This window comes from Porphyromonas asaccharolytica DSM 20707, from assembly GCF_000212375.1.
Classification (GTDB): domain Bacteria; phylum Bacteroidota; class Bacteroidia; order Bacteroidales; family Porphyromonadaceae; genus Porphyromonas; species Porphyromonas asaccharolytica.
Genome location: NC_015501.1, coordinates 1695739 through 1717681, shown reverse-complemented (window position 1 = coordinate 1717681; position 21943 = coordinate 1695739). Strand labels below are relative to the sequence as shown.

The window sequence follows — 21943 nt, the reverse complement described above, 5'->3', positions numbered from 1 at the left end:
TAGAGGCTTAGTAGCACTAGTACAATATCCTAAATCTGTAATATGAAAGAAACTATATCTTCCTCAGGAGCTCGTGACAAAGCTGTCGAGGGGCTCTCCCTCCTAGGCAATAAGCGCACAGTCTACGCACAGGACTACGATCCGAGTGTGCTGGAGGCTTTTGAGAATAGGCATCAAGACCGAGACTATCACGTACGCTTCGAGTGCCCTGAGTTTACAGCTCTCTGTCCTATCACCGGGCAGCCGGACTTCGCCACTATATATATAGAGTATGTCCCAGACGTGCGTATGGTCGAGAGCAAGAGTCTCAAGCTCTATCTCTTTAGCTTTCGCTCGCATGGCGCCTTTCATGAGGATTGTGTGAACATCATCATGGATGACCTGATCCGTCTGATGGACCCGAAGTATATCGAGGTGACGGGCGACTTCTCTCCACGAGGGGGTATCAGCATTGTGCCTTTTTGCAATTACGGTCGTCCAGGCACGCCCTACGAGTCGTATGCTCGTGAACGTATGCTCGCCTTCCACCACTAGAGATCTAGTCGTATGCTAAGCTCTCAAAAGAAGTATCTTGTCATCATCAATCCTATCTCTGGCACCTCTAGGAAGACGAGTCTGCCAGAGCTCGCATTTAATATGCTCTCGGACAATGACAGTGAGTTATACTTCGTCTATACCAATGGAGAGGGACATGCCGATCGCATCATCAAGGATATAGCTGGTCAAGGCTTTGACACGGTTATCGCGATCGGTGGGGATGGTACGATCAATGAGGTAGCCAACGCAGTGCGTCCTACGGATATGTCTCTCGGTATCGTCCCGATGGGTTCGGGCAATGGATTGGCGCGCTCACTAGACATCCCGCTGGACCCCGAAGCTGCCCTAGAGGTTATTCGCCGAGGGTATGTCAAGCGGATTGACTGCTGCGAGGCCGATGGAGTTCCCTTTTTCGTGACCTTCGGCGTGGGCTTTGATGCGCAGGTGACCGCTAGCTATGATCAGAAGAACTTTCGAGGGCCGCTCTCCTACGTTCTCTCGACGGTCGATCAGTTTATCAAGCACAAGTCCTCGCTCTATCGTCTACATCTCAATGGTGAGGTGATCGAGCAGAAAGCCTTCCTCGTGACCTGCGCTAATGCGGATCAGTATGGCAATAATGCGATCATCGCACCTGATGCCGAGCTAGATGACGGACTCTTTGACGTGGTGGTCATTAGAGATATGTCTTTACTCAAAGCTCCTCAAGTGGCCATCAGTCTCTTCACAAAGCGTGTGGATGAGAGTGCCTCTATCGACATTTATCGCACGGATCATCTCATCATAGAGCGTGAGAAGGAGGACTATGCGCAGGTCGACGGTGAGCTCATCGAGCTGGGACGTCGCATCGAGATCACAATCCAAAAGCAGCAACTGCCCATCTTAGTCCCGCTGCCCAAAAGCTAGTATAAGAGCTAGCACTAAGCACTACACCTATCTTTCGTTGTTTAGTTGGGACGTGTAAACGTCTCAACAGAGGTCAGCTTCCTTTCCTCTGTTGGAACGAAACATTTCCTCCCTTGGAAAAGAAAGTTTCCTCCCTTGGAAATTTATTTTTCCAAGCTTGGAAGCTTTTTGGAAAGTTAACAAACGAAGCGCCCGATAGGTGGCTGACGTAGAGAAATAGCGAGATAAAACAAGAGCCTGCCCGCTGATTAGCGAGTAGGCTCTTGCTCTGTTTAGTGCGCTGGAAGTGTCGTACTGGGACGACAGGCTCTTGCTTAGCGGCGTAAGTAGCGCGTGTTTAGGCGGATTTGCTTGCCCGCTTGTGGCTTGTAGTCATCGCCAGGGAAGAAAGACGCAGACATAGTAGAAGATCCTAGCCCCGAGAGCTTCACTATATGTAGTGATACATTCTCCTTGGCGTTGTAGTAGTACCAATATTCGTTGCCTAGACTACTTGTATCCGTACCAGTGTATTGGTAGCCCGCTTTCTCGAGGACAGCTTTGAGCTCCTTGTCGATACCCGTCTTAAACTTCTTAGCGTGGTTGATGGCTAGTCCACCATTATCGTAAACGTGCATAGTGGCCTCGGTGGCATTGTAAGAGGGGTAGTAGTAATAGCCATTAATGGCGGCGGAAGAATCTTTTTGAGGGCTTTTAATTAAGACTTGCAGGTAAGTAGAGGAATAGTCTATCTTGCCATCATCGCCTTTTCCAGGAGCGTTGTAGGTGACGTTCTCCCCCTTAGCCATCTCACTGGTGTAGATAGAGCCTGCGGGTGTCCCCGGGGTAGGCACGTCAGCGGGGTTGAACTTCTCGCCAAAGTTGTAAGAGGGGAAGATGCTGGTGTCCTCTGCGGGGGGTGGTGTGGGAGCCTCCTCCTTGGCAGAGAAGCTAAAGGCGATACCCTGACCACCCTCCATGATGAGGAGCGTGTAGTAGTCGTTTTCGCTGGTGAAGGTCTTGTCGCTAATGTCTGACTTCTGAGGCTTGCTAAAGCCGTTGCGTACAAACCACTCGGCTACATCGGGATTGCTCTCGACCATATCTAGGGTGAGTGCATAGCTGAGTGCCAGGATACCAGGCTTGTAAGTTTCTCCCTTGGACGTGTAGCCCTGTGGGTAGTAAGCGACTAGGTCGAAGTTGCCCTTCTTCTTGTCCTTCGCGATGAAGTTGGCACGCTTGGGATCACTCTGTGCCTTCTCCTGTCTGAGTCCTAGAGCAGCCTCATACTTGCGGATCTCATCGAGAGAGGTCTCCTGAGCTTTCTTGCTGGCGAAGGGGAAGTCCTTGAGACTCTTGTCAAAGTTGCCCGTAGCAACCGACCCAGGCATCGGGATAAATGAGAGCTGCGCAAAGCCTGGAGTGTCAGCTAGAGAGACACCCACGACAAGGTTGCCCTTGCGGTACATAGGCGTCTTACTGGAGTTCTTATCTAGTGCCTCAAAGCCGTCATTGATGGTCATAATGTCGAAGTCTTGTCTGATGGTGCCATCTTCGGCGTAGACAAGCTTTTTGTCTAGAAGTAGGGTGGATACTTGCAGTTTGCCCTGACCCGCATCGCCGACGAGATAGATGCGTAGCGGCTGCTTGCCACTCTTGTCCTGGGTGTTGAAGACGTAGCTCTTGACTTTTTTGTCTTTGAACTCGGATACCTTCTCCGTTTGTAGTATGGCTCCGTGGGCGGCCTCCCACTTCTTGAGCGGCAATTCCCCCGCCGTAAAGTCTACGAAGGGTATCGGCAGATGCTTCAGATTGCCGTCAGCATCTAGCTCATAGATAGGTGTGTACTCGCCCATCGGGATCGTGTCCTTTTTGTTGGGATCGCCACCATCATCTGGAGAGCTGGGGCTACAACTGACTAGCCCAAAGCAAGTTGACAAGATCAATGCAAGGGCCAAATAGATTTGCTTATTCATAGTATTCTAACCTTGTTAGTGTATATATCAGAGCTAAATAGCAAAGGGAGGCACCCACAGCAGATGATCATTGTCATCAAACTGAAGAAATCGACCTCCCCTGCGGACAAAGGTACGAAAACAAAGAGACTCCCCCCTGGTCTGATCAACGGTTCCTCCCTTGGAACTAAAAAGTTCCTCCGTTGGAACTAAAAAAATCCAAAAGGGCAACAACTTTTGAAACTCGTATCTGTCACAAGTTCAGCATGATATGAAGGCTCTTTGACAGCACCTTATTGTAGCAAGGGGCTGCTAAAAAAGAATGTAGCCCGCTGGTAGGAGGGGAGACCTACTAGCGGGCTACAGATTTAATGCGTTGGCTCTTAGTCTAAGGCCTGCGATGCGGCATAGCGACGGACTAGCTGCGTCAGGATGGCGAGGCAGCGCTCCATAGCATCGAGCGAGCAGTACTCGTGGAGGGAGTGGAAGTTGCCCCCACTGGTGAAAATGTTGGGGCAGGGGATGCCTCGCTCCGAGAGAACCGCCCCGTCGGTGCCGCCCCGTATCGGCTGGATGATAGGCTTGACACCGACCGCCTCATAGGCTGCGATAGCGTGCTCGATGACCTCTGGGTGCGGAGCGATGTAGTCGTACATGTTGCGGTACTGGTAGGAGACTTCGACCGCTAGCTGTGCGGTGTGTGGCTCTTCGTTGATCTGCTGAGCTACCTCTCGGATGCGTGCTATGCGCTGCTCTAGGAGCTGGCGGTCGTGGTCGCGAATGATGTACTCAGCAGTTGCGAACGAGACATCGCCCGACATGTGACATAGGTGCAGGAAGCCTTCCCGTCCCTGGGTCACCTCGGGTCGCTCGTGCGTGTAACCTAGTCTGTAGTCGAGCTTGATGAGCGACTGAAGTGCGTGACGCATCGTGTGGTAGGCGCTGCCTGGGTGGACGTTGTGTCCCGTAGCGGTGATGCGTGCAGAGGCTGCGTGAAAGCATTCGTACTCAAACTCGCCCTCGAGTCCTCCGTCGATGGTGTAGGCATAGGTCGCCTGAAGCTGGCTCTCGTCAAAGGTCTCTAGTCCTCGCCCGACCTCTTCGTCTGTCGTGAAGGCTAGTGCGATAGGTCCGTGCGCTAGCTCGGGCTTGCTCTGAAGCTCCGCAGCAAGGGTCATCAAAATAGCGACGCCTGCCTTGTCATCGGCTCCGAGGAGCGTCGTCCCATCGCTCGTGATGAGCGTATGCCCCACATAGCGCAGCAGGTCGGGGTAGTTGCTGGGGTTCAGTGTGCTGCCCTTGAGCTGGATAGTTTTGCCGTCGTAGTTGGGGTGGAGACAGGGTGAAACCCTTTCGCCAGGAGCTTCGGGCGAGGTGTCTACATGAGCGAGGAGAGCGATGCGGGGCACCTCTTCGTAGCCAACGGTGGCAGGGATTTGCGCTATCAGATAGCCTGCATCGTAGCAGGTGGAGGGTATCTGTAGCTCCGTTAGCTCGGTGTGAAGCAGGTGGAGCAAGTCCCACTGACAGGGTGTCGAGGGCTTCGTCGGACTATTCGGATCGGAGGTGGTGTGCACCTTTACGTAGCGGAGAAATCGCTCTAGGAGTTGGCTCATAGCGTGTGCCGATGCTTAGCGCTGCTTGATGATACTGTTGATGACACGGCAAGTGCAAATGAGCTTGCCACTCTGGGTGGAGTAGATGTCTACGTTCCAGACATGCGTGCTGCGCCCCTTGTGAAGTATCGTGGCGACGCCGCGCACGGTGTCTCCGACGACTGTCGAAGAGACGTGGTAGCCACTCACCTGCATGCCGACTTGTATCTCGCCTTCGTTAGCTATGGCTACTGATCCTAGTCCTGCAAGGGTCTCTGCAAAGGCTAGCGAAGCCCCTCCGTGCAGTATGCCCATCGGTTGTCGCGTGCGATTGTCCACGGGCATCGTACCCGTGACATAGCCACGGGCTATCTCCGTGCAGCGCATACCGAGCGTACCCATGAGCGTGTTGGGCATGATCTCGTTGGCATCTTCTGGATCAAAGGGGACTCCGTCGTAGCGCAGCTTGATCTGCTTGGTGATCATGTGGGCTAAGCCCGCAGCATCGCAAGAGGTGGTGATGTAGTCGGCGCAGCTCTTGAGTGGCTCGGGAGCGTTTGCCATAGCTACGCCTAGTCCAGCACGCTGTACCATGGCGACATCCTCTAGGGTAGTGCCGACGGCGATGATGTTTTGCTGGTTGAGGTCTAGTCGGTCGAGGATAAAGTCGAGCGCTCCTCGCAGGCTGACGCCAGAGGCTACGATCGAGAGCTCATTCATCGGCTCATCGTAGAGGGTGGCGGTCAAACCTTGTCCTGCGTTGAGCTGGTCGCTCAGCTTAGCCAGGCGATCTTGTCTGGCTAAGATGAGGGCTCTAAAGATTGGCTCGGCGGGAGCTTTGAAGGGCTCATCTGCCTTGGTCAAGTCTAGGATCGGCATGCTCCAGAGCTTGGCTAGCTGGAGGATACGTGGCTGATGGGTCTTGGTGGCGTAGAGTGCTTTCTCGCCTATGAGCGCCAGCGTATAGTCGCTATCGACCAGCTCATAGAGATGCGTGAGCTGCTCCGCACGGAGAGGACGAGAGGCTAGCTCACGACCCGTGCGACAGTTGTGAATGCGTGCGCCTAGATGGGAGATGATGTAGCCACTGTTGCGTGGTAGCTGCAGCTGCTCCGAGATATTCAGGAGACTAGTCATAGGAGCTTCGCTGGCGACCGCCACACGCAGGGCATACTCCTCCTGCACCTCTAGGAGAGCTTCGCGATCCTCTAGAGCGATCTCGCCATTGCTCCCGAGTAGGCAGTCACGATCTTTGATGGCGAGGAACTTATAGCCGCCACTCTTTGCTTGATTCATCATATTACTCCTTATTATAAAGCGGACCAGTTAAACTGTACACCAATGCGCCCACTGTAGGGCTGTGACATGTCGTAAGCACCTAGTCCATAGTGCTGACTGTCGAAAGTGGCAAAGAGCGTCCACATCTTTGTCAAGCGATACTGCGCCGTCACCTCAGCGGTGAGTCTTGTGAGCGAACCCCTAGCAGCACCCTCGCGAAGCCCTGTTTCGGGAGCTTGGGCGGGGTGCAGGATCTTGGTCGTGAGACTGGTGTCGTAGTAGACCACCCCACGAAGGTCTAGGCGCTTCGTAGGACGGACGGCCAACTTCGCATAGCCTTGGAAGTAAGGCTTGGGGACGCGGAAGGTGTAGTTAGCAAGACGGTTAAACTGCGCTCCGAGGCTTAGCTCACAGACTCGTGCGATGACGGTAGAGAGGTCTAGACCAGCATAGAAGATGTCGAGCTTCGTGTACTCATTGCGCTGCGACTGTAGCCACGAGCCGTAAAGCTCTTCGCCCGTGTAGTAGGGTAGGAGGTTGAAGCCGTAAGTGCGGGCATAGTGATCGTATCCGCCGTACAGTTCGTAAGTGCCTGAGCCAAGCTGGAGCTTGACTCCTGTGCGAGAGCCTAGCTGCTGACGCTCGGGTCTAGGTAGTGCGTCGAGCATGATGCCTGGTATGCGGGCTAGATAGTCAAAGGGGTTGACATCCTGTAGTCCGCCTGACGCCTGCAGGTACCACTCCCAGCTTCTCTGGTCAGAGAGCGATAGACGAACCTCTGGATAAACTAGCACCTCTTGGTTGGCAAAGTCCACGCCCACACCGCCTGAAAAGTCTAGATCGGCAAAGTTAACGAACCCACGATAGCGGAACTGTGGGTGCGCTCCTAGGAGGAAGAGCTGTGACGGCTGGCCTGTGCGGATACGCATATCGGCGCCTAGTCCTAGAGACCAGTCGTCAGAGAGCTGCACAGCGGTGGCTCCATCAGCATCGATCACGTGCATGTACTCGTTAGCGATGAGATCCTTTTGGGCTGGACTGGGCAACGAGTGGGATAGGAAAGCATAGCGCGCACCAAGGTCGAAAGACCAGTTCTGCGCCTGTAGGTTGTCTATGCGTCCCGTCAGACTGTACTCGCGCAGCGCATCTTGCCAGCGGGTGCGGTCTAGTAGGGGTATCGTGCCTAGCTCCATCCTCTGCTGTGTAGGCGTATGCGCAAAGATGTGGCTGCGTATGCCTCCCTGCAGCTTGATCATACTCTCTCGCCAGTGATAGCTGTAGCCTAGGACTCCCTCAGTAGCGTGACGGTACATATTGGTTTGGTCGGGGACTTCCTCGAGGTAGTGATAGTCCGCATCGGACTCATCAATCGGCCCATGCACAGAGCGGTTTGGCCAGTTCTTGCTGAGCGAGAAAAGCTCCGATCGATGCGTCAGATCGAAGGAAAGAACGTTGTGCTGGCTCCCGAAGTGCCACTGACCCGCCAGATCCCCACCGAAGGCAGGCGCATAGCCTCCGAAGAGGCGAGCCATAATGCCATTGTAAGGCTGAGGCACCTCACGGGCAAAGCCCGACAGCTGAGGCGTCGGTGCTGGCGAAAGGGTCGGCGTGAAGTCTCTCGTGGAGCGAGGTGTGGCTGGATTGTAGCGCTCTACCTGAGGCTTCGTCAGAGGTATAGGGGTAAAGATAGGATTGGTGTCATCGATCTGTCTCACCTTGTCGCTCACCACGGTAACCTCACGGCTGATCGTGTCACGCTCGGCCAATGTTTTGGTGTTTTGAGCTAAAGCTGGGAGTAGTGTGCTGAGCAGGATTAGGAGGAGACTATATAGTCGTTTCATCGCTTGTAGACTTAATCGTTGGAATAGTAGGGTAGAGGGATATTAGCGAGCGGTGCTCTGGCGAAGCTGTGCGAGCTTCTCTGCAGCGCGCTGACGTATCGGGGAGGTCTCGTCGGTGTAATTCTTGAGTAGGCTCTCTAGGTATAGTCTTGCCGTGTCGGGGTCTCCCTTGGTGAGGTACCAATCAGAGAGCGTTATGATTGTCTCGGCAGATAGTTCGGGGTCTGGGTAAGCATCGTTGACCAACTTGTCGAGTAGCTGCTTCGAGTAGCTCTGCTGGATCTTGTTGGAGACGTAGTATTGCGCCAATAGAAGCGTCCCCTGAGTGCCGGCGTAGGTCTCTATGCGGGCGACAAGCGGCTTCAGCAGCGACTCGATCTGGTTGCCCCGACCTGTCTTCAAGTAGCTGGTCGCTAGGCGACAAGTCAAGAGGTCTAGTTGCTCTTGGCTCCAACCCTTAGCCTTGTCTAGCTGAGGAGCCACGACCTTGATGACCCATTCATACTGTCCCGCTTGGAGCGCACTCTCAGTAGCCGAAAGCAGTGTCGTCTGATAGCTCGCTGGCTCTAGCGGTAGCGTGAGTAGCTCCTGCTGCAAGGGCAATGCCTGAGCATAAGCTCGCTGCTGAATGCGCATGGCAGACATCTTCTGAAGCAAACCTATGTGCAGCTCTTGCGACAGTTGCTTGCGACTGGGGTAGATGCGCTCATAGAGTGCTAGAGCCTCCTCTTCCTTACCAGCACGATCGTAGATGTCTGCCAGGTAGTAATGCGCTAAGAGCGAAGAGGCTCCCTGCGGCTTCAGAGCTAGATACTCTTTGAGCAAGCGCTCCGCCTGTGGCTGTCGGGACTGGTAAGCACGCTCAGCTGTCTCGAAGGAGATGCTCATCGCCTCACTCTCATTGATGGAGTAGCTTCCGCCAATGCTGTTCGCATACTGGACAAACTCTGTGGAGCGACCCTCCTCGATGTAGATACTCTTGAGGGCTTCGTATGCCTGCTTCGCCTCGCCACTCTGTGGTGCCTCGGCTAGGAGTGCTTTGTAGGTCTCGATGGCTCGGCTCGTCTCATTCCTATTATAATATAGTAGTGCCAACTGCAAGGCAGCCTTGCGTCCATACTCGCTCTGCGGGTACTCTTGTGTCAGGCGTGTGAAGGCTCCGATAGCCTCCGCCTGCTGTCCCGACAGCTCCATAGCACGTCCCTGATCGTACATAGCACGAGGCTTGTAGAGACTATTGGGGTGGCGAGCAACTAACTTATCGAGGGCAGCTATCTGTGCCTTGTAGTCCTTCTTGAGACCCTCAATGTCTGACAGCATATAGAGCGCATAGACCTGATTATCAGGTGCGAGTCTATAAGCCTCCTCGTAGTAGCGTACGGCTGGCGTGTAGTGACCCTGCATGTAGTGCGCATCGCCTAGACGGGCGTGGACATCTGCTTGTAACGTATTGTCGAGCGTGCCCTCTTGGAGTAATATAGAGAGCGTCTGCGTAGCAGCTCCGTATTGCTGCTGCCTGATCTGACTGTAGCCTAGTAGGTAGCGAGCGATCTGTAGCTGCTTGCTAGAGGCTGCGCGCTTACTGAGGATAGCAGTGAGGGCTTGTGCTGCTTGCTTGTAAGCTCCTTGCTGAGAGAGAAGCTGCGCCCCTAGTAGCTCTGCTTCAGTGTGGTGAGCAGACTTTGTGGTAAGCTGCTGCGCCTGCTGGTTATAGCGTTGTGCTAGGGCTAGGTCTCCCGCTTGTTGCGCCTGCTGCGTGAGCTGATTGAGCAGATAGCACTGCGCCTCCACGATAATTGTCGAAGGTCTCTGGATACGTCCTATCGAGGCTAGACTAGTCAAGTAGTCTGGACTGCGGTAGTAGCTCTCAATGAGAAAGTGCTCCATAGCCTCACGGTGTGCCGACTGGGAGAATGTATTGAGAAACTCCTCGCAGAGCCTCACCTCCTGACCAAACGAACCGCTCGCCTTGCTGCGCATCAGCAATACCTGCTCATACATGGCAGCCTCACGGATCGTAGGTGCTACGGCTCTATCTGCCGCCACCTGATAGGAGGCAAGGGCTTCGGAGTAAAGCCCCATATCTCTACGAGCACGTGCTAGGTAAAGGTTGGCCACGCCACTCGTCTCTGCATCGCCACGGGTCGCTAGGAGTAGGTGCGGGATCGCTTGCTCCGTGCGCTCCGTCTCCATATAGGCAGCCGCCAGGATGAGTTGGTCTTCGGGGGTAAGGAGACTAGCATTTTGGTCTGATAGCGGGGCAAGACGTTCGATAGCTTTGCTCGGCTCCTCAAGACGATACCAAGCATTTGCCTCTATGATCTGACTCTCCGCACGCTGCTCCTCCGAGAGACGTGCCGTAGCAAGCGCTTCGGTGTGCGTGAGCACTGACTGATAGTTTTGCCGATAAAGTGCTATCCGTGCCAGTCCTAGACGAGCATCGTACTGCAGATCCCCCTGATCCTGTATCGGGAGGAGCGTGCGCTCAGCCTTGTCTAGGTCGTTTTGCGCTATGTATAGCTGCGCTAGATAGAGTCTAGCCACATCGCTCCAGTAGTCATCACCTGCAGCGGTCATCTCAAAAAGCTGCTCCACCTGCTCCACAGGACGACCAGACAGCAGGAGTGCGTAGGCCATCTTGACCTGCCACTCGCTCCGCATCTCGCTTGTCAAGGTCTGCTCACGTACCTGCTCTAGCGTATGGCGTGCACGATTGTACTCCTTATTATATAGGTAGTGTGTAGCACGAGCTATACGAGCTACTTGCGCCTGACGGGAGATGGGATCTGTGGTGATATACTCCTCCAGCTCGGCAGCAGCGCTAGGACGACCCAGCAGATGCGCCCCGTAGGTGGCAAACCACCCATCAGCCTTGCTCAGACGTTGTGTAGAGGAGAGGAGCGTCGTGGTACGCAGGGGCGAGCCAGCTGCGAGTGTCACCTCGATAGCATGCTGCTCGGTGGGTATGCTAAAGGTCTCTTGCGCCTGCAGTTGGTAGGCTAGTGGCAACTGCCCGCATAGAAGTAACGTATATAGGTATCCTTTGTAGTTCATCGGTAAATGGTCTTACTTAGGGGGCTCAGTCCACTGGATGCGCCCGATCGATTCTAACGCAAATCTACTGAAATAACTGCTGAGAGCAAAATATGCCACCTTCCGCATATTCCACTCACTAGTGCCTTATGAACAGAATCTCTTATCCTCGATACGCTTTTGCCACAAAAAAGCTGATCCCCACGTGGAAATTCTCAAATCCCCACGTGGCAAATAAAAAATCTCCACGTAGGCGAGAAATAAAACTTCGGAGGAATCAAATAAAACTTCGGAGGAATCATTTCGTCTCCACGTGGAGAATGAAAAATATCCACGTGGAGAATGAAAAATATCCACGTGGAGAATGAAAAATATCTACGTGGATATCGAATTAGAGGTTAGAGATTAGAGACGAGTAACCCTGTGTAGGGACGCACGGTTCGTGCATCCGTCCCCGTTAAAACACAGACGCTGTTCCCTTTGACACAACGGACGCACCAAGGTGCGTCCTTACAAAGGGTTGCACGTTTCGTAACCCGCTGTCAAGCGTTTTGCTGTGTGCAACAAAAAAAACTATCTTTGCGACATGGTGATTGTTTCTTGCTTGTTTCATCTTCTGGTACAAGGTGTTGAAGCAACGAGAGACTTCAACGAGAGATCTAAAGAGAGCGAAATGACAACAAACCAACAATACAAACTTCTAAGCTTTATAATTATGAAACATACGACATGGTTATGCGCTTTGCTCCTATTCCTGCTACCACTCGTGGCAAAGGGACAGCAGCAGGTGGTGCTGGATGAATCTCAGCAAGAGATCGTAAAGGTCATAGAGACCGTCATGCATCTATCTGAGCAGGAGGCTATCCTCGATCAGGCGGATGCTACGACACGTAAGGCTGTCGAGGTGGTGCGAGCCCTCACTGGCCAAAAAGAGTACAGCGAGAAAGAGGCTACAAACCTAGCCTCTGCACTTACGCTTGAAGACAATCACATCGTTCTCCTCCCAAAGTATCAGCATCTAGCAGAGACTGCCACGTGGGATGGCGTATCCCTCGCGGAATTCGTGAAGGCGATAGACGACTTTCGCTCGGCTGGGCTAACAAGTCAGCCATAATCGACGGTGTAGTCTGCATCTTTCGCTCTTATCCTTCTAGAGACTGTCGCTTGTCAGCTGCAGTCTCTAGTCGTTTTTTTAGGGGCCTACACATCATCTAAAGAGCCTCTTTATGGAGAACATATCATGAAAACAACCTTTTTCTCTACCCAATGGTAGGTATTCCGAATATTCTTTGTAACTTTGAGGTCGAAGAAAACTAATTGTATCACAGTACTCGACTTTTGTCAGCTGACGGGAGGAGAGTGCAATATCTATAAAGTACTACACATGGCAAAATTTAGAGGAGCAATCGTAGTCAACGAGCAACGCTGCAAGGGGTGCAACCTCTGCGTTGTAGCGTGTCCTACTACGAGTATCTCACTTCACCCAGACGAGGTGAACGACAAGGGGTATCACTACTGCTATATGAGCAGCCCCGAAACATGCATTGGCTGCGCAAACTGTGGCGTGGTTTGTCCCGACGGCTGTATCAGCGTCTATAAAGTAACCCTTTAATCCTATAGCTATCATGGCAGAAGTAAAACTGATGAAGGGCAACGAGGCCCTGGCACACTCGGCAATCCTCAACGGACTGGATGGCTATTTCGGATATCCTATCACACCTCAGTCTGAGGTGCTCGAGACTCTTATGTCGCTACGCCCTTGGGAGAAGACCGGTATGGTCGTCCTACAGGCTGAGAGCGAGGTCTCTTCTATTAACATGGTCTATGGAGGTGCTGGCGCTGGTAAGCGTGTTATGACCTCCTCCTCTAGCCCTGGTATCAGCCTGATGGCTGAGGGTATCAGCTACATCGCTGGTGCTGAGCTACCCGCACTAATCGTCAACGTGATGCGCGGTGGACCTGGTCTAGGTACGATCCAGCCAAGTCAGGCCGACTACTTCCAGACCACCAAGGGTGGTGGACACGGTGACTATCGTCTCATCGTACTAGCTCCTTACTCTGTACAGGAGATGGTCGACTTCGTCGGTGTCGGTATGGATATGGCGTTTAAGTATCGTAACCCAGTTATGATACTGAGCGATGGTATCATCGGACAGATGATGGAGAAGGTGGTTCTACCCGAGCAGAAGCCTCGTCACACCGATGAGGAGATCGCAGCTTCCTGCCCCTGGGCTACTACAGGTCATACACCTGATAAGCGCTCTATCATCACATCTCTCGAGTTAGACTCAGCTGTGATGGAGCAAAACAACCTACGCTTCCAGGAGAAGTATCGCAAGATCGAGGAGAACGAGATACGCTACGAGGAGACGATGACGGAGGATGCTGACTACGTACTAGTAGCTTTCGGCTCTTCTGCACGTATCTGCCAGAAGGTCGTTCAGGTAGCTCGCCAGGAGGGTCTCAAGGTAGGTCTCGTACGTCCTATCACGCTATGGCCTTATCCATACGAAGTGATCACCAAGCTCGCTGAGCGTGGTGTCAAGGGCTTCCTCTCTGTCGAGCTCAATGCTGGTCAGATGGTCGAGGATGTCAGACTTGCCGTCAACGGTCGCTGCCCTGTAGAGCACTTCGGACGTATGGGTGGTATGCTATTCTCTCCAGACGAGGTCCTCAACGCTTTGCGTACGAAGCTCGTCAAGTAAGCTTACCCTTATCAATAACCAGTAATAGACAACAAATATCATGGATATAAAGGATATAACTAAACCAGAGAACTTGGTCTATCAGAAGCCAAGTTTGCTCAACAATAACACGATGCACTACTGCCCAGGCTGTAGCCACGGTGTCGTGCACAAGCTGGTTGCAGAGGTCCTCGAGGAGATGGGCATGGGCGACCAGACTGTCGGTGTAGCTCCTGTGGGTTGCTCCGTCTTCGCTTACAACTATATAGACATAGACTGGCAGGAGGCTGCTCACGGACGTGCGCCTGCTGTAGCTACTGCTATCAAGCGTCTATACCCTAATAAGCTCGTCTTCACTTATCAGGGTGATGGTGACCTAGCCGCTATCGGTACCGCTGAGACAATCCACGCTGCAAACCGTGGTGAGAACATTGTCATCATCTTCATCAACAACGGTATCTATGGTATGACCGGTGGTCAGATGGCTCCTACCACACTACTCGGTATGAAGACTGTCACCTGTCCTGATGGTCGTACGCCAGAGCTCAACGGCTATCCTCTCGTCATCTCCAAGATCCTCTCTGAGCTAGACGGTACTTGCTACGTTACACGTCAGAGTGTACACACAGCGCCTGCTGTACGTAAGGCTAAGAAGGCTCTACGCAAGGCTTTTGAGAATTCACTTGCAGGCAAGGGTACCAGCGTCGTTGAGTTTGTCTCAACCTGCAATACAGGCTGGAAGATGAGCCCTGCTAAGGCTAATGAGTGGATGTCGAAGTTTATGGTCGACAAGTACGCTCTTGGTGACATCAAGGATGTCGAGTCTAAGGGTAGCAACGATGAGGTGGTTACAATGAAAATCTAATCAGACGAAAGGAACAACTATGAATTACGAAATAGTCATATCTGGCTTCGGAGGTCAGGGTGTACTCTCTATGGGTAAGATAATTGCTTACTCTGGTATCATGGAGGACAAGGAGGTATCCTGGATGCCTTCTTACGGACCTGAGCAGCGTGGTGGTACGAGTAACGTTACGGTCATCGTGAGCGATGAGCCTGTTAGCTCGCCAGTTGTCAACGAGTATGATGTCGTCATCGTACTCAATCAACCATCACTCGACAAGTTCGCTCCTCGTGTCAAGAAGGGCGGTATCCTCATCTACGACCCAGCTCTCATCCAGCACAAGTCTGACCGTAAGGATATCAACATCTACGAGGTACCTGCTACTGAGCAGAGCCTAGAGATGGGTAATGATAAGATCTTCAACATGATCATCCTCGGTGGTATGCTCAAGGCTGCTCCTATGCTAAAGCTCGAGAGCATCATCGCAGGACTCAAGAAGTCTCTGCCTGAGCGCCACCACAAGCTGATCCCCCTCAACGAGGAGGCTATCAAGCGTGGTATGGATAGTCTGATCAAGGTCAACTAGTCTAGGGAGAGACCCTCGCACTAACAATGACAAGGCGTCTGTCGATCTACTGTTAGATTGACGGACGCCTTCCCTTTTTTCTGCTAAAGCCTTTGTTTCCTTATAAAAGAGTACCTTTGCACCAATTGAGACTATGGCAATAGTCTCTGATAGCGTGAGATTATGGCAAACCAGAAGAACTTAGTAATAGTAGAGTCCCCCGCAAAGGCGAAGACGATTGGCAAATTCCTCGGTGCTGACTACAAAGTGCTCTCGAGCTATGGACACATACGTGACCTCAAGCCGAGCAGCTTCAGTGTAGACGTGGAGCATCACTTCGCACCTATCTATGAGATCCCCGCAGATAAGCAGCGTCTTGTCTCGGAGCTGCGCAAAGCTGCTAAGGGGAGCGACATCGTATGGCTCGCATCCGATGAGGACCGCGAGGGAGAGGCGATCGCATGGCACCTCTATCAGGTGCTAGACCTTAAGGACAAGGAGACACATCGTATCGCATTCCACGAGATCACTAAGAGCGCCATACAACATGCTATTCAGAATCCACGATCGATCAACGAAAACCTTGTAGATGCCCAGCAGGCGCGTCGTGTCTTAGATCGTATCGTGGGCTTTGAGCTCTCACCTGTCCTCTGGAGACGTGTCGGGCCCTCGCTCTCGGCAGGACGTGTGCAAAGCGTCGCTGTGCGTCTGATTGTAGAGCGGGAGCGCGAGATATTAGCCTTCCAGCCAGAGACCTCTTTTGCTATCACGACACGCCTAGAGACCAAGGGTGGAGACACTTTCTCTGCCACACTCCCTGAAAACCTTCCCTCCGAAGAAGCTGCTCGCCAGCTTATGCAGCGAGCTATCGATAGTCAGTCCACCTTTGCTGTACAGCAGGTAGAGCAAAAGCCTGGACGTCGCTCTCCGTCGGCACCTTTTACCACCAGTACGCTCCAGCAGGAGGCTTCTCGCAAGCTCGGTATGAGCGTCTCCAATACGATGCGTGTGGCGCAGGCTCTCTACGAGCGAGGTCTCATCACCTATATGCGTACCGACTCGGTCAATCTTTCTAGCCTTGCACTCCACGATGCAGAGACAGTGATCCTAGAGCAGTGGGGGGCTGACTACTATCAGCGCCGACACTATCACGCTAAGAGCAAAGGGGCGCAGGAGGCGCACGAAGCTATTCGTCCGACTTATCTGCGCAACGCTACGATACAGGGTACCAAGCAGGAACAAGCCCTCTACGACCTCATACGCAAGCGCACACTCGCTAGTCAGATGGCCGATGCTCGCATCGAGCGGACGATAGCGCAGATCGCTTCGCAAGGCGCTGATTCTGTTCGTTTAGAGGCTCGTGGCGAGGTGATTGTCTTCGACGGTTTCATCAGCGCTTACACGGAGAGTCGTGATGACGAGGAGGATACTAGTGGCAATGTGCTTCCCAAGCTGAGGGAGGGTGACTCGCTACAGCTACGAGAGATAGAGGGGCGGCAATCCTTTACCAAGCCTAAGCCCCGCTACACGGAGGCATCCCTCGTTCGCAAGATGGAGGAGCTAGGCATCGGTCGTCCGTCAACTTATGCTCCGACTATCCAGACGATCCAAAACAGAGAGTACGTGCGTCGTGGCGAGAGCCAAGGCGAGAGTCGCGATGTGCTATACCTTAACTGGCAGCACGGAGCAGGAAATACAACCATCAAGTCGCACAAGCAGAAGGAGCGCTATGGAGGCGATCGCGGACGGCTTGTCCCCACCGATATGGGGATTGTCGTGACCGACTTCCTGATGGAAAACTTCTCCCGTGTCGTCGACTATAACTTCACGGCAGATGTCGAGGAGCACTTTGACAAAGTTGCCGAGGGAGAGGCTCACTGGCAAGATCTGATCGGCACGTTTTACGATAAGTTCCACCCGATCATCGAGGAGCAGAGCCAGTCTGGAGCTAAGCGCTATACAGGCGAGCGACTGCTCGGCACTGATCCTGTAAGTGGTAAACCAGTTATTGCTCGCATCGGACGCTATGGTCCGATGGTGCAGATCGGAGAGGCTCCCGACAGTTCTCTGCCTGAGGAGGAGCGGGAGCGTCTCAAGCCTCGCTTCGCCAGCATCCCGAGCAATCTGCTCATAGAGACGATCACGCTAGAGGAGGCGCTCAAGCTCTTTGACCTGCCCCGCACGGTGGGTGAGTTTGAGGGTGGCGATGTGGTTGCTGCTGTGGGACGCTTTGGCCCTTACTTGCGTCACAAAGGTGCCTTTACCTCAATCCCCAAGAGCAGTGGTCTGACACCCGAGGAAATCACGCTCCAGGAAGCGATCGAGCTCATTGAGGAAAAGCGTCGTAAGGATGCCGCCAGTCTGCTCAAGAGCTTCCCCGAGGACCCTGATATTGTGATCCGTGACGGACGCTGGGGCGCTTACATCAAGGTGGGCAAGAAGAACTACAAGCTCACCAAGGAACAGAAAGCCGAGCCCACGAAGCTGACATACGCCGAGGTCGTCGCTATCATCGCTGAGCAAGATAACGAGACTCCTAAGAAGGGTCGTGCAACAGCAAAGAAGGCTACTAGCACATCTAAGAAGAGTACGACCAAGAAGACGACTAGCACTGCTAAGAAGGCTGCGCCTAAGCGTAGTGCGGCCTCTAAGTCGTGATAGCTATCTACCTTTAAAGCCATGGAGGCTCCCGTACAGCGTGTATTCCTAGAGGTCGCTTACGACGGCACCAACTATTGTGGCTGGCAGGTACAGCCTCGTGGTGTCTCGGTGCAGTCTGAGCTAGAGCGCGCCCTCTCGATGCTCTTCCGCCAGTCGATCTCGGTCACAGGCGCAGGGCGCACAGACGCTGGGGTACACGCCTACAGTATGATGGCGCATGCTGACTTGCCGATCCCGCACCCTCCGCTAGCGCAAATACAGAGAGGCTTGTGCGGCATACTGCGTGGAGGTATATCCGTTCGCTCTGTCACTCCAGTCATCCCGACAGCTCACGCCCGCTTTGACGCCACCTCACGAAGGTATCACTACTACATATCCGCTTGTAGCAACCCCTTTTGGAGCGACTACTGCTGGGAGCGACGCACGCTCCCTGATATGGCGCTGATGAACGAAGCTTGTCGCCACTTCATCGGTGAGCACGACTTCACCTCCTTTAGCAAGCTACACACGCAGACGAAGCACAACCGCTGTACCGTCTACACAGCGCATTGGGAGCAGGTCGAGATGCCTGGTCTGTGGGATGCGATGCGCTACGAGGTGTGTGCCAATCGCTTTCTCCACGGCATGGTGCGTACGATGGTGGGAACGCTCCTCGAGGTGGGCTACGGACAGCGCACGCCAGACTCTATCGCAGAGTTGATTCAGAGCGAAGACCGCTCGCTGGCCGGCTCGGCAGCTCCAGCCCGTGCGCTCTTTTTCGTTGAGGCGACCTATCCCGACTCGATCTACAGCACAGATCCCGAGTAAAAGATTCGTCGGCTACTCACGCTCTCTATACATTGATCCACTACACCTACCAAGGGAGTGTCGTATCTGCGGCAACTCCTTTTTTATTTTACCAATCTATAGTTTCACCCGAGTGGAACTGATAGTTAGCTCATTTCTGCAGGGCAACAAATAGAAAAGGCTGCAGCACCATACGTGGAGGTGCTACAGCCTTGAACGGATAAGATATGATTGCTAGTCCTCTAGCGAGTGGGGAAGGGACTAGAAGTTGGCGTTGTTTGGCGTGCGGGGGAAGGGGATCACGTCACGGATGTTGGTCATGCCAGTGACGAAGAGGAGGAGTCTCTCGAAGCCTAGCCCGAAGCCCGCATGTGGTGCTGAGCCATAGCGACGCGTGTCGAGGTACCACCATAGATCCTTGTCCTTGATGCCGACCTCCTGGGCACGTGCTGTGAGCTTGTCGATGTCGGTCTCTCGCTCGCTACCTCCGATGATCTCGCCAATGTGCGGGAAGAGAACGTCCATACCGCGGACGGTCTTGCCGTCGTCGTTTTGCTTCATATAGAAGGCCTTGATCTCCTTCGGGTAGTCGGTCATGATGACGGGCGCATTGTAGTGCTGCTCGACGAGGTAACGCTCATGCTCGCTGGCGAGGTCAGCACCCCAGTAGACGGGGAACTCGAACTTCTTGCCGCCACGGACGGCCTCCTCGAGGATCGCCACACCCTCGGTATAGGTGGTGCGTACGAATGGACGCTCCACGACGAAGCGGATGCGCTCGATGAGCTCCTTGTCATAATGCTCGGCTAGGAACTCGAGGTCGTCCATACAATGATCTAGAGCCCACTGCAGACAGTGCTTGGTGAATGCCTCTGCGAGGTCTTGGTTGCCTTCATTATCCATAAAGGCGACCTCAGGCTCGACCATCCAGAACTCAGCCAGGTGACGAGGTGTGTTGGAGTTTTCAGCTCTAAAGGTAGGACCAAAGGTATAGATACCGCCTAGAGCCATGGCTCCTAGCTCACCCTCTAGCTGTCCCGACACGGTCAGCGAGGTGTGCTTGCCAAAGAAGTCTTTGCTATAGTCCACACTCCCGTCTTTAGCAAGGGGGAGCTTGTTCATGTCTAGCGTGGTGACGGTAAACATTTGCCCAGCCCCCTCGGCATCGCTTGAGGTGATGATCGGGGTGTGAAGGTAGAAGTAACCACGCTCGTGAAAGAAAGTGTGGATCGCATAAGCCATGTTGTGGCGAATGCGGAGAACGGCTGCGAATGTGTTGGTACGTGGACGCAGGTGAGCGATCTCACGAAGGAACTCTAGTGTGTGCCCTTTCTTTTGCAGTGGATAGCGAACGGGATCAGAGGTACCGTAGATGGTTATTTCGTCAGCTTGGATCTCGTACTCTTGCCCTTGACCCTGTGAAGCGACGAGCGTACCGACGACACCGATAGCGGCGCCTGTGGTGATCTGCTCGAGGAGCTTGGGGTCGGTCTGAGCCTTGTCAATGACAATCTGTATGTTATGTACTGTCGAGCCATCGTTGAGCGCAACGAAGCAGACAGCCTTGTTGCCTCGCTTGGTGCGTACCCATCCCTTGACACAGACGGGCTGGGGGAGCTGACGCTGAGCAAGTTGGGGGAGCTCCTTGATAGTAGTGCGTGGTAGTGAGTTATTCATAGTATCTGCTGATATGGTTTATACCTATTTAGTCTTCTATCTCTTCGGATGCAAAGGGATGATCTGGTGTCTCTTGGTGCTTATGGTAGACTTTGGTGGTGGGTGCTACGCCGTTGTCCTCTTGCTCCTTGACACCCATGCGGAGGTAGCGTACTTCCTCGGGCGTAAGGTAGCGCCAGCGTCCTCGTGGTAGATCTTTCTTGGTGAGACCTGCGTAGTAGACACGGTCTAGGTGCACAACGCGATAGCCTAGATGCTCGAAGATGCGACGCACGATGCGGTTGCGACCCGAGTGGATCTCTATGCCGACCTTGTCGTGGGTCTGTCCTGTGATATAGCTGATGGCATCGGCGTGGATCTCTCCATCTTCTAACTCGAAGCCATGAGCGATCATCTGCATGTGCTCTACGGTGACCTCCTTGTCGAGGGCTACCTCGTAGATTTTCTTCTTGCGAAAGGCGGGGTGCATCAAGCGTACCGCTAGATCGCCATCATTGGTGAGAAGGAGTATGCCGGTCGTGTTGCGGTCTAGGCGACCGATGGGGTAGATGCGCTCGGTGCAAGCGTTGTGCACGAGATCCATGACGGTGCGTCGCCCCTCGGGATCGGTGAGCGTGGTGACGCAGTTCTTCGGCTTGTTGAGTAGTACGTAGACCTTAGCCTCTAGAGAGACCAGCTTGTCATCGACCATCACTTGATCAGTCGGCAGCACCTGCGAGCCAAGCTCGGAGATAACGGCACCATTGACCTTGACACGTCCTGCAGCGATGTACTGGTCTGCCATGCGACGCGAACATAGCCCAGAGTTGGAGAGGAACTTATTAAGTCGTATCGGTTCGCCAGCCTCGACTAGGGGAGAGGCGTAGCGTACGGGCTCGACAGGCGCCTTAGGTGTGCGAGGCTTTGCTTCGCCCTTACGTTGCTTATTAGACCGTTGACCAGTGTTCTTGCGAGGAGCTGAGGAGCGCTTATCTTTACGATCGGTTGTATTGGCTCCTCTCTTGCGTCGTGGTGATGAGGTGCGAGCTTCTTCGCTATGTGCTTTAGGGCGGGTAGCCTTTCCTCTCTGCTTGGCGTATGGGTATATGACAGGGTCATCCTGATTACCTTCGCTTACTACAGACATCGGTGCCGAAACTTTGTGAAAATTGCGCCCTTCATTATGTTGATCGTCGAAGTTATGTCTTCGCTCTAAAGCTTTTTCTGCATTGATGTCACGGGGCTTGACCATCTCGGAGGCATCTATGTTGCGATGCGTCACGGTGGCACTCTCTTCACCACTGACCTTGACACGGATCAAGGACTCACTGACAGCGGGTCGCGCTATGCGCTGACGTTTTCGCTTGCCAGTAGATGCTGACGAGGGCACCTCCGCAGAGGAGTCGGCAGAGGGACTCTTCTTGTGCTGTGCCTCTGATGTAGGATTGCTGTCTATAGACATGAAGCTGTTTAATGACTACACAACAAGCGTGGTCTGTTGCGTGGTAGTGTTCTGTATCAAGGGGTCTCTGTTGTTGCTAAAACAGTATCAACAGACTTTCCTTCGGATCTTACTAACTATGGATCGTACTGTTTGATCGAGCTGAGGCAAAGGTACTAATT

The 21943-nt window shown here is 53.5% G+C and carries 16 protein-coding genes; 9 read left to right on the top strand and 7 right to left on the bottom strand.

Annotation, left to right across the window (positions count from 1 at the left end; translation table 11 throughout):
• Positions 1-42: 42 nt before the first annotated feature.
• The gene (queF, locus tag PORAS_RS06635) at positions 43-534 is read left to right on the top strand and encodes a preQ(1) synthase (RefSeq protein WP_004330585.1); all 492 of its coding nucleotides are present in this window, start codon (positions 43-45) and stop codon (positions 532-534) included.
• A gap of 12 nt (positions 535-546) precedes the next feature.
• Complete coding sequence (locus PORAS_RS06630; RefSeq protein WP_004330591.1) at positions 547-1443, top strand: diacylglycerol/lipid kinase family protein; 897 nt, start codon at positions 547-549, stop codon at positions 1441-1443.
• Positions 1444-1757: 314 nt separating this feature from the next.
• Here the strand turns inward: PORAS_RS06630 and PORAS_RS06625 are convergent, their stop codons facing one another.
• The 5 genes from PORAS_RS06625 to PORAS_RS06605 form a co-directional block, all read right to left on the bottom strand.
• Entirely contained in the window at positions 1758-3398 is a 1641-nt protein-coding gene (locus PORAS_RS06625; RefSeq protein WP_013760657.1) for a hypothetical protein, read from the bottom strand.
• A 362-nt stretch (positions 3399-3760) separates the two neighbouring features.
• Positions 3761-4993 (bottom strand): peptidase T, encoded by a 1233-nt coding sequence (gene pepT, locus PORAS_RS06620; RefSeq protein WP_013760656.1) that lies wholly within the window; start codon positions 4991-4993, stop codon positions 3761-3763.
• 15 nt (positions 4994-5008) lie between these two features.
• The gene (locus tag PORAS_RS06615) at positions 5009-6271 is read right to left on the bottom strand and encodes an HAD hydrolase family protein (RefSeq protein WP_013760655.1); all 1263 of its coding nucleotides are present in this window, start codon (positions 6269-6271) and stop codon (positions 5009-5011) included.
• A gap of 11 nt (positions 6272-6282) precedes the next feature.
• On the bottom strand, positions 6283-8091 hold the full coding sequence (locus PORAS_RS06610; protein WP_013760654.1) for a hypothetical protein: 1809 nt from the start codon (positions 8089-8091) through the stop codon (positions 6283-6285).
• Between the two features lie 42 nt (positions 8092-8133).
• Positions 8134-11145: a tetratricopeptide repeat protein gene (locus PORAS_RS06605; RefSeq protein ID WP_013760653.1), complete on the bottom strand. Its 3012-nt coding sequence runs from the start codon at positions 11143-11145 to the stop codon at positions 8134-8136.
• A gap of 694 nt (positions 11146-11839) precedes the next feature.
• Here PORAS_RS06605 and PORAS_RS06600 point away from each other — a divergent pair.
• The 7 genes from PORAS_RS06600 (at position 11840) to truA (ending at position 18685) form a co-directional block, all read left to right on the top strand.
• Positions 11840-12238 (top strand): hypothetical protein, encoded by a 399-nt coding sequence (locus tag PORAS_RS06600; RefSeq protein WP_013760651.1) that lies wholly within the window; start codon positions 11840-11842, stop codon positions 12236-12238.
• Positions 12239-12508: 270 nt separating this feature from the next.
• Positions 12509-12736 carry a 4Fe-4S binding protein gene (locus PORAS_RS08895; RefSeq protein ID WP_004331567.1) on the top strand — a complete coding sequence of 76 codons (228 nt, stop codon included), beginning with the start codon at positions 12509-12511 and terminating at the stop codon, positions 12734-12736.
• A 13-nt stretch (positions 12737-12749) separates the two neighbouring features.
• Entirely contained in the window at positions 12750-13829 is a 1080-nt protein-coding gene (locus PORAS_RS06595) for a 3-methyl-2-oxobutanoate dehydrogenase subunit VorB (RefSeq protein WP_004331587.1), read from the top strand.
• Positions 13830-13869: 40 nt separating this feature from the next.
• Positions 13870-14673: a thiamine pyrophosphate-dependent enzyme gene (locus PORAS_RS06590; RefSeq protein ID WP_004331602.1), complete on the top strand. Its 804-nt coding sequence runs from the start codon at positions 13870-13872 to the stop codon at positions 14671-14673.
• 19 nt (positions 14674-14692) lie between these two features.
• Complete coding sequence (locus PORAS_RS06585) at positions 14693-15238, top strand: 2-oxoacid:ferredoxin oxidoreductase subunit gamma family protein (protein ID WP_004331637.1); 546 nt, start codon at positions 14693-14695, stop codon at positions 15236-15238.
• Positions 15239-15400: 162 nt separating this feature from the next.
• Entirely contained in the window at positions 15401-17875 is a 2475-nt protein-coding gene (topA, locus tag PORAS_RS06580; RefSeq protein ID WP_013760650.1) for a type I DNA topoisomerase, read from the top strand.
• 21 nt (positions 17876-17896) lie between these two features.
• Positions 17897-18685 (top strand): tRNA pseudouridine(38-40) synthase TruA, encoded by a 789-nt coding sequence (gene truA / locus PORAS_RS06575; protein WP_013760649.1) that lies wholly within the window; start codon positions 17897-17899, stop codon positions 18683-18685.
• A gap of 240 nt (positions 18686-18925) precedes the next feature.
• On the opposite strand, the gene asnS is transcribed toward truA, so the two are convergent.
• Together asnS and PORAS_RS06565 are read right to left on the bottom strand one after the other, a co-directional pair.
• Positions 18926-20341: an asparagine--tRNA ligase gene (gene asnS, locus PORAS_RS06570; RefSeq protein WP_004331619.1), complete on the bottom strand. Its 1416-nt coding sequence runs from the start codon at positions 20339-20341 to the stop codon at positions 18926-18928.
• Positions 20342-20369: 28 nt separating this feature from the next.
• Entirely contained in the window at positions 20370-21782 is a 1413-nt protein-coding gene (locus PORAS_RS06565; protein WP_013760648.1) for a pseudouridine synthase, read from the bottom strand.
• Positions 21783-21943: the final 161 nt, after the last annotated feature.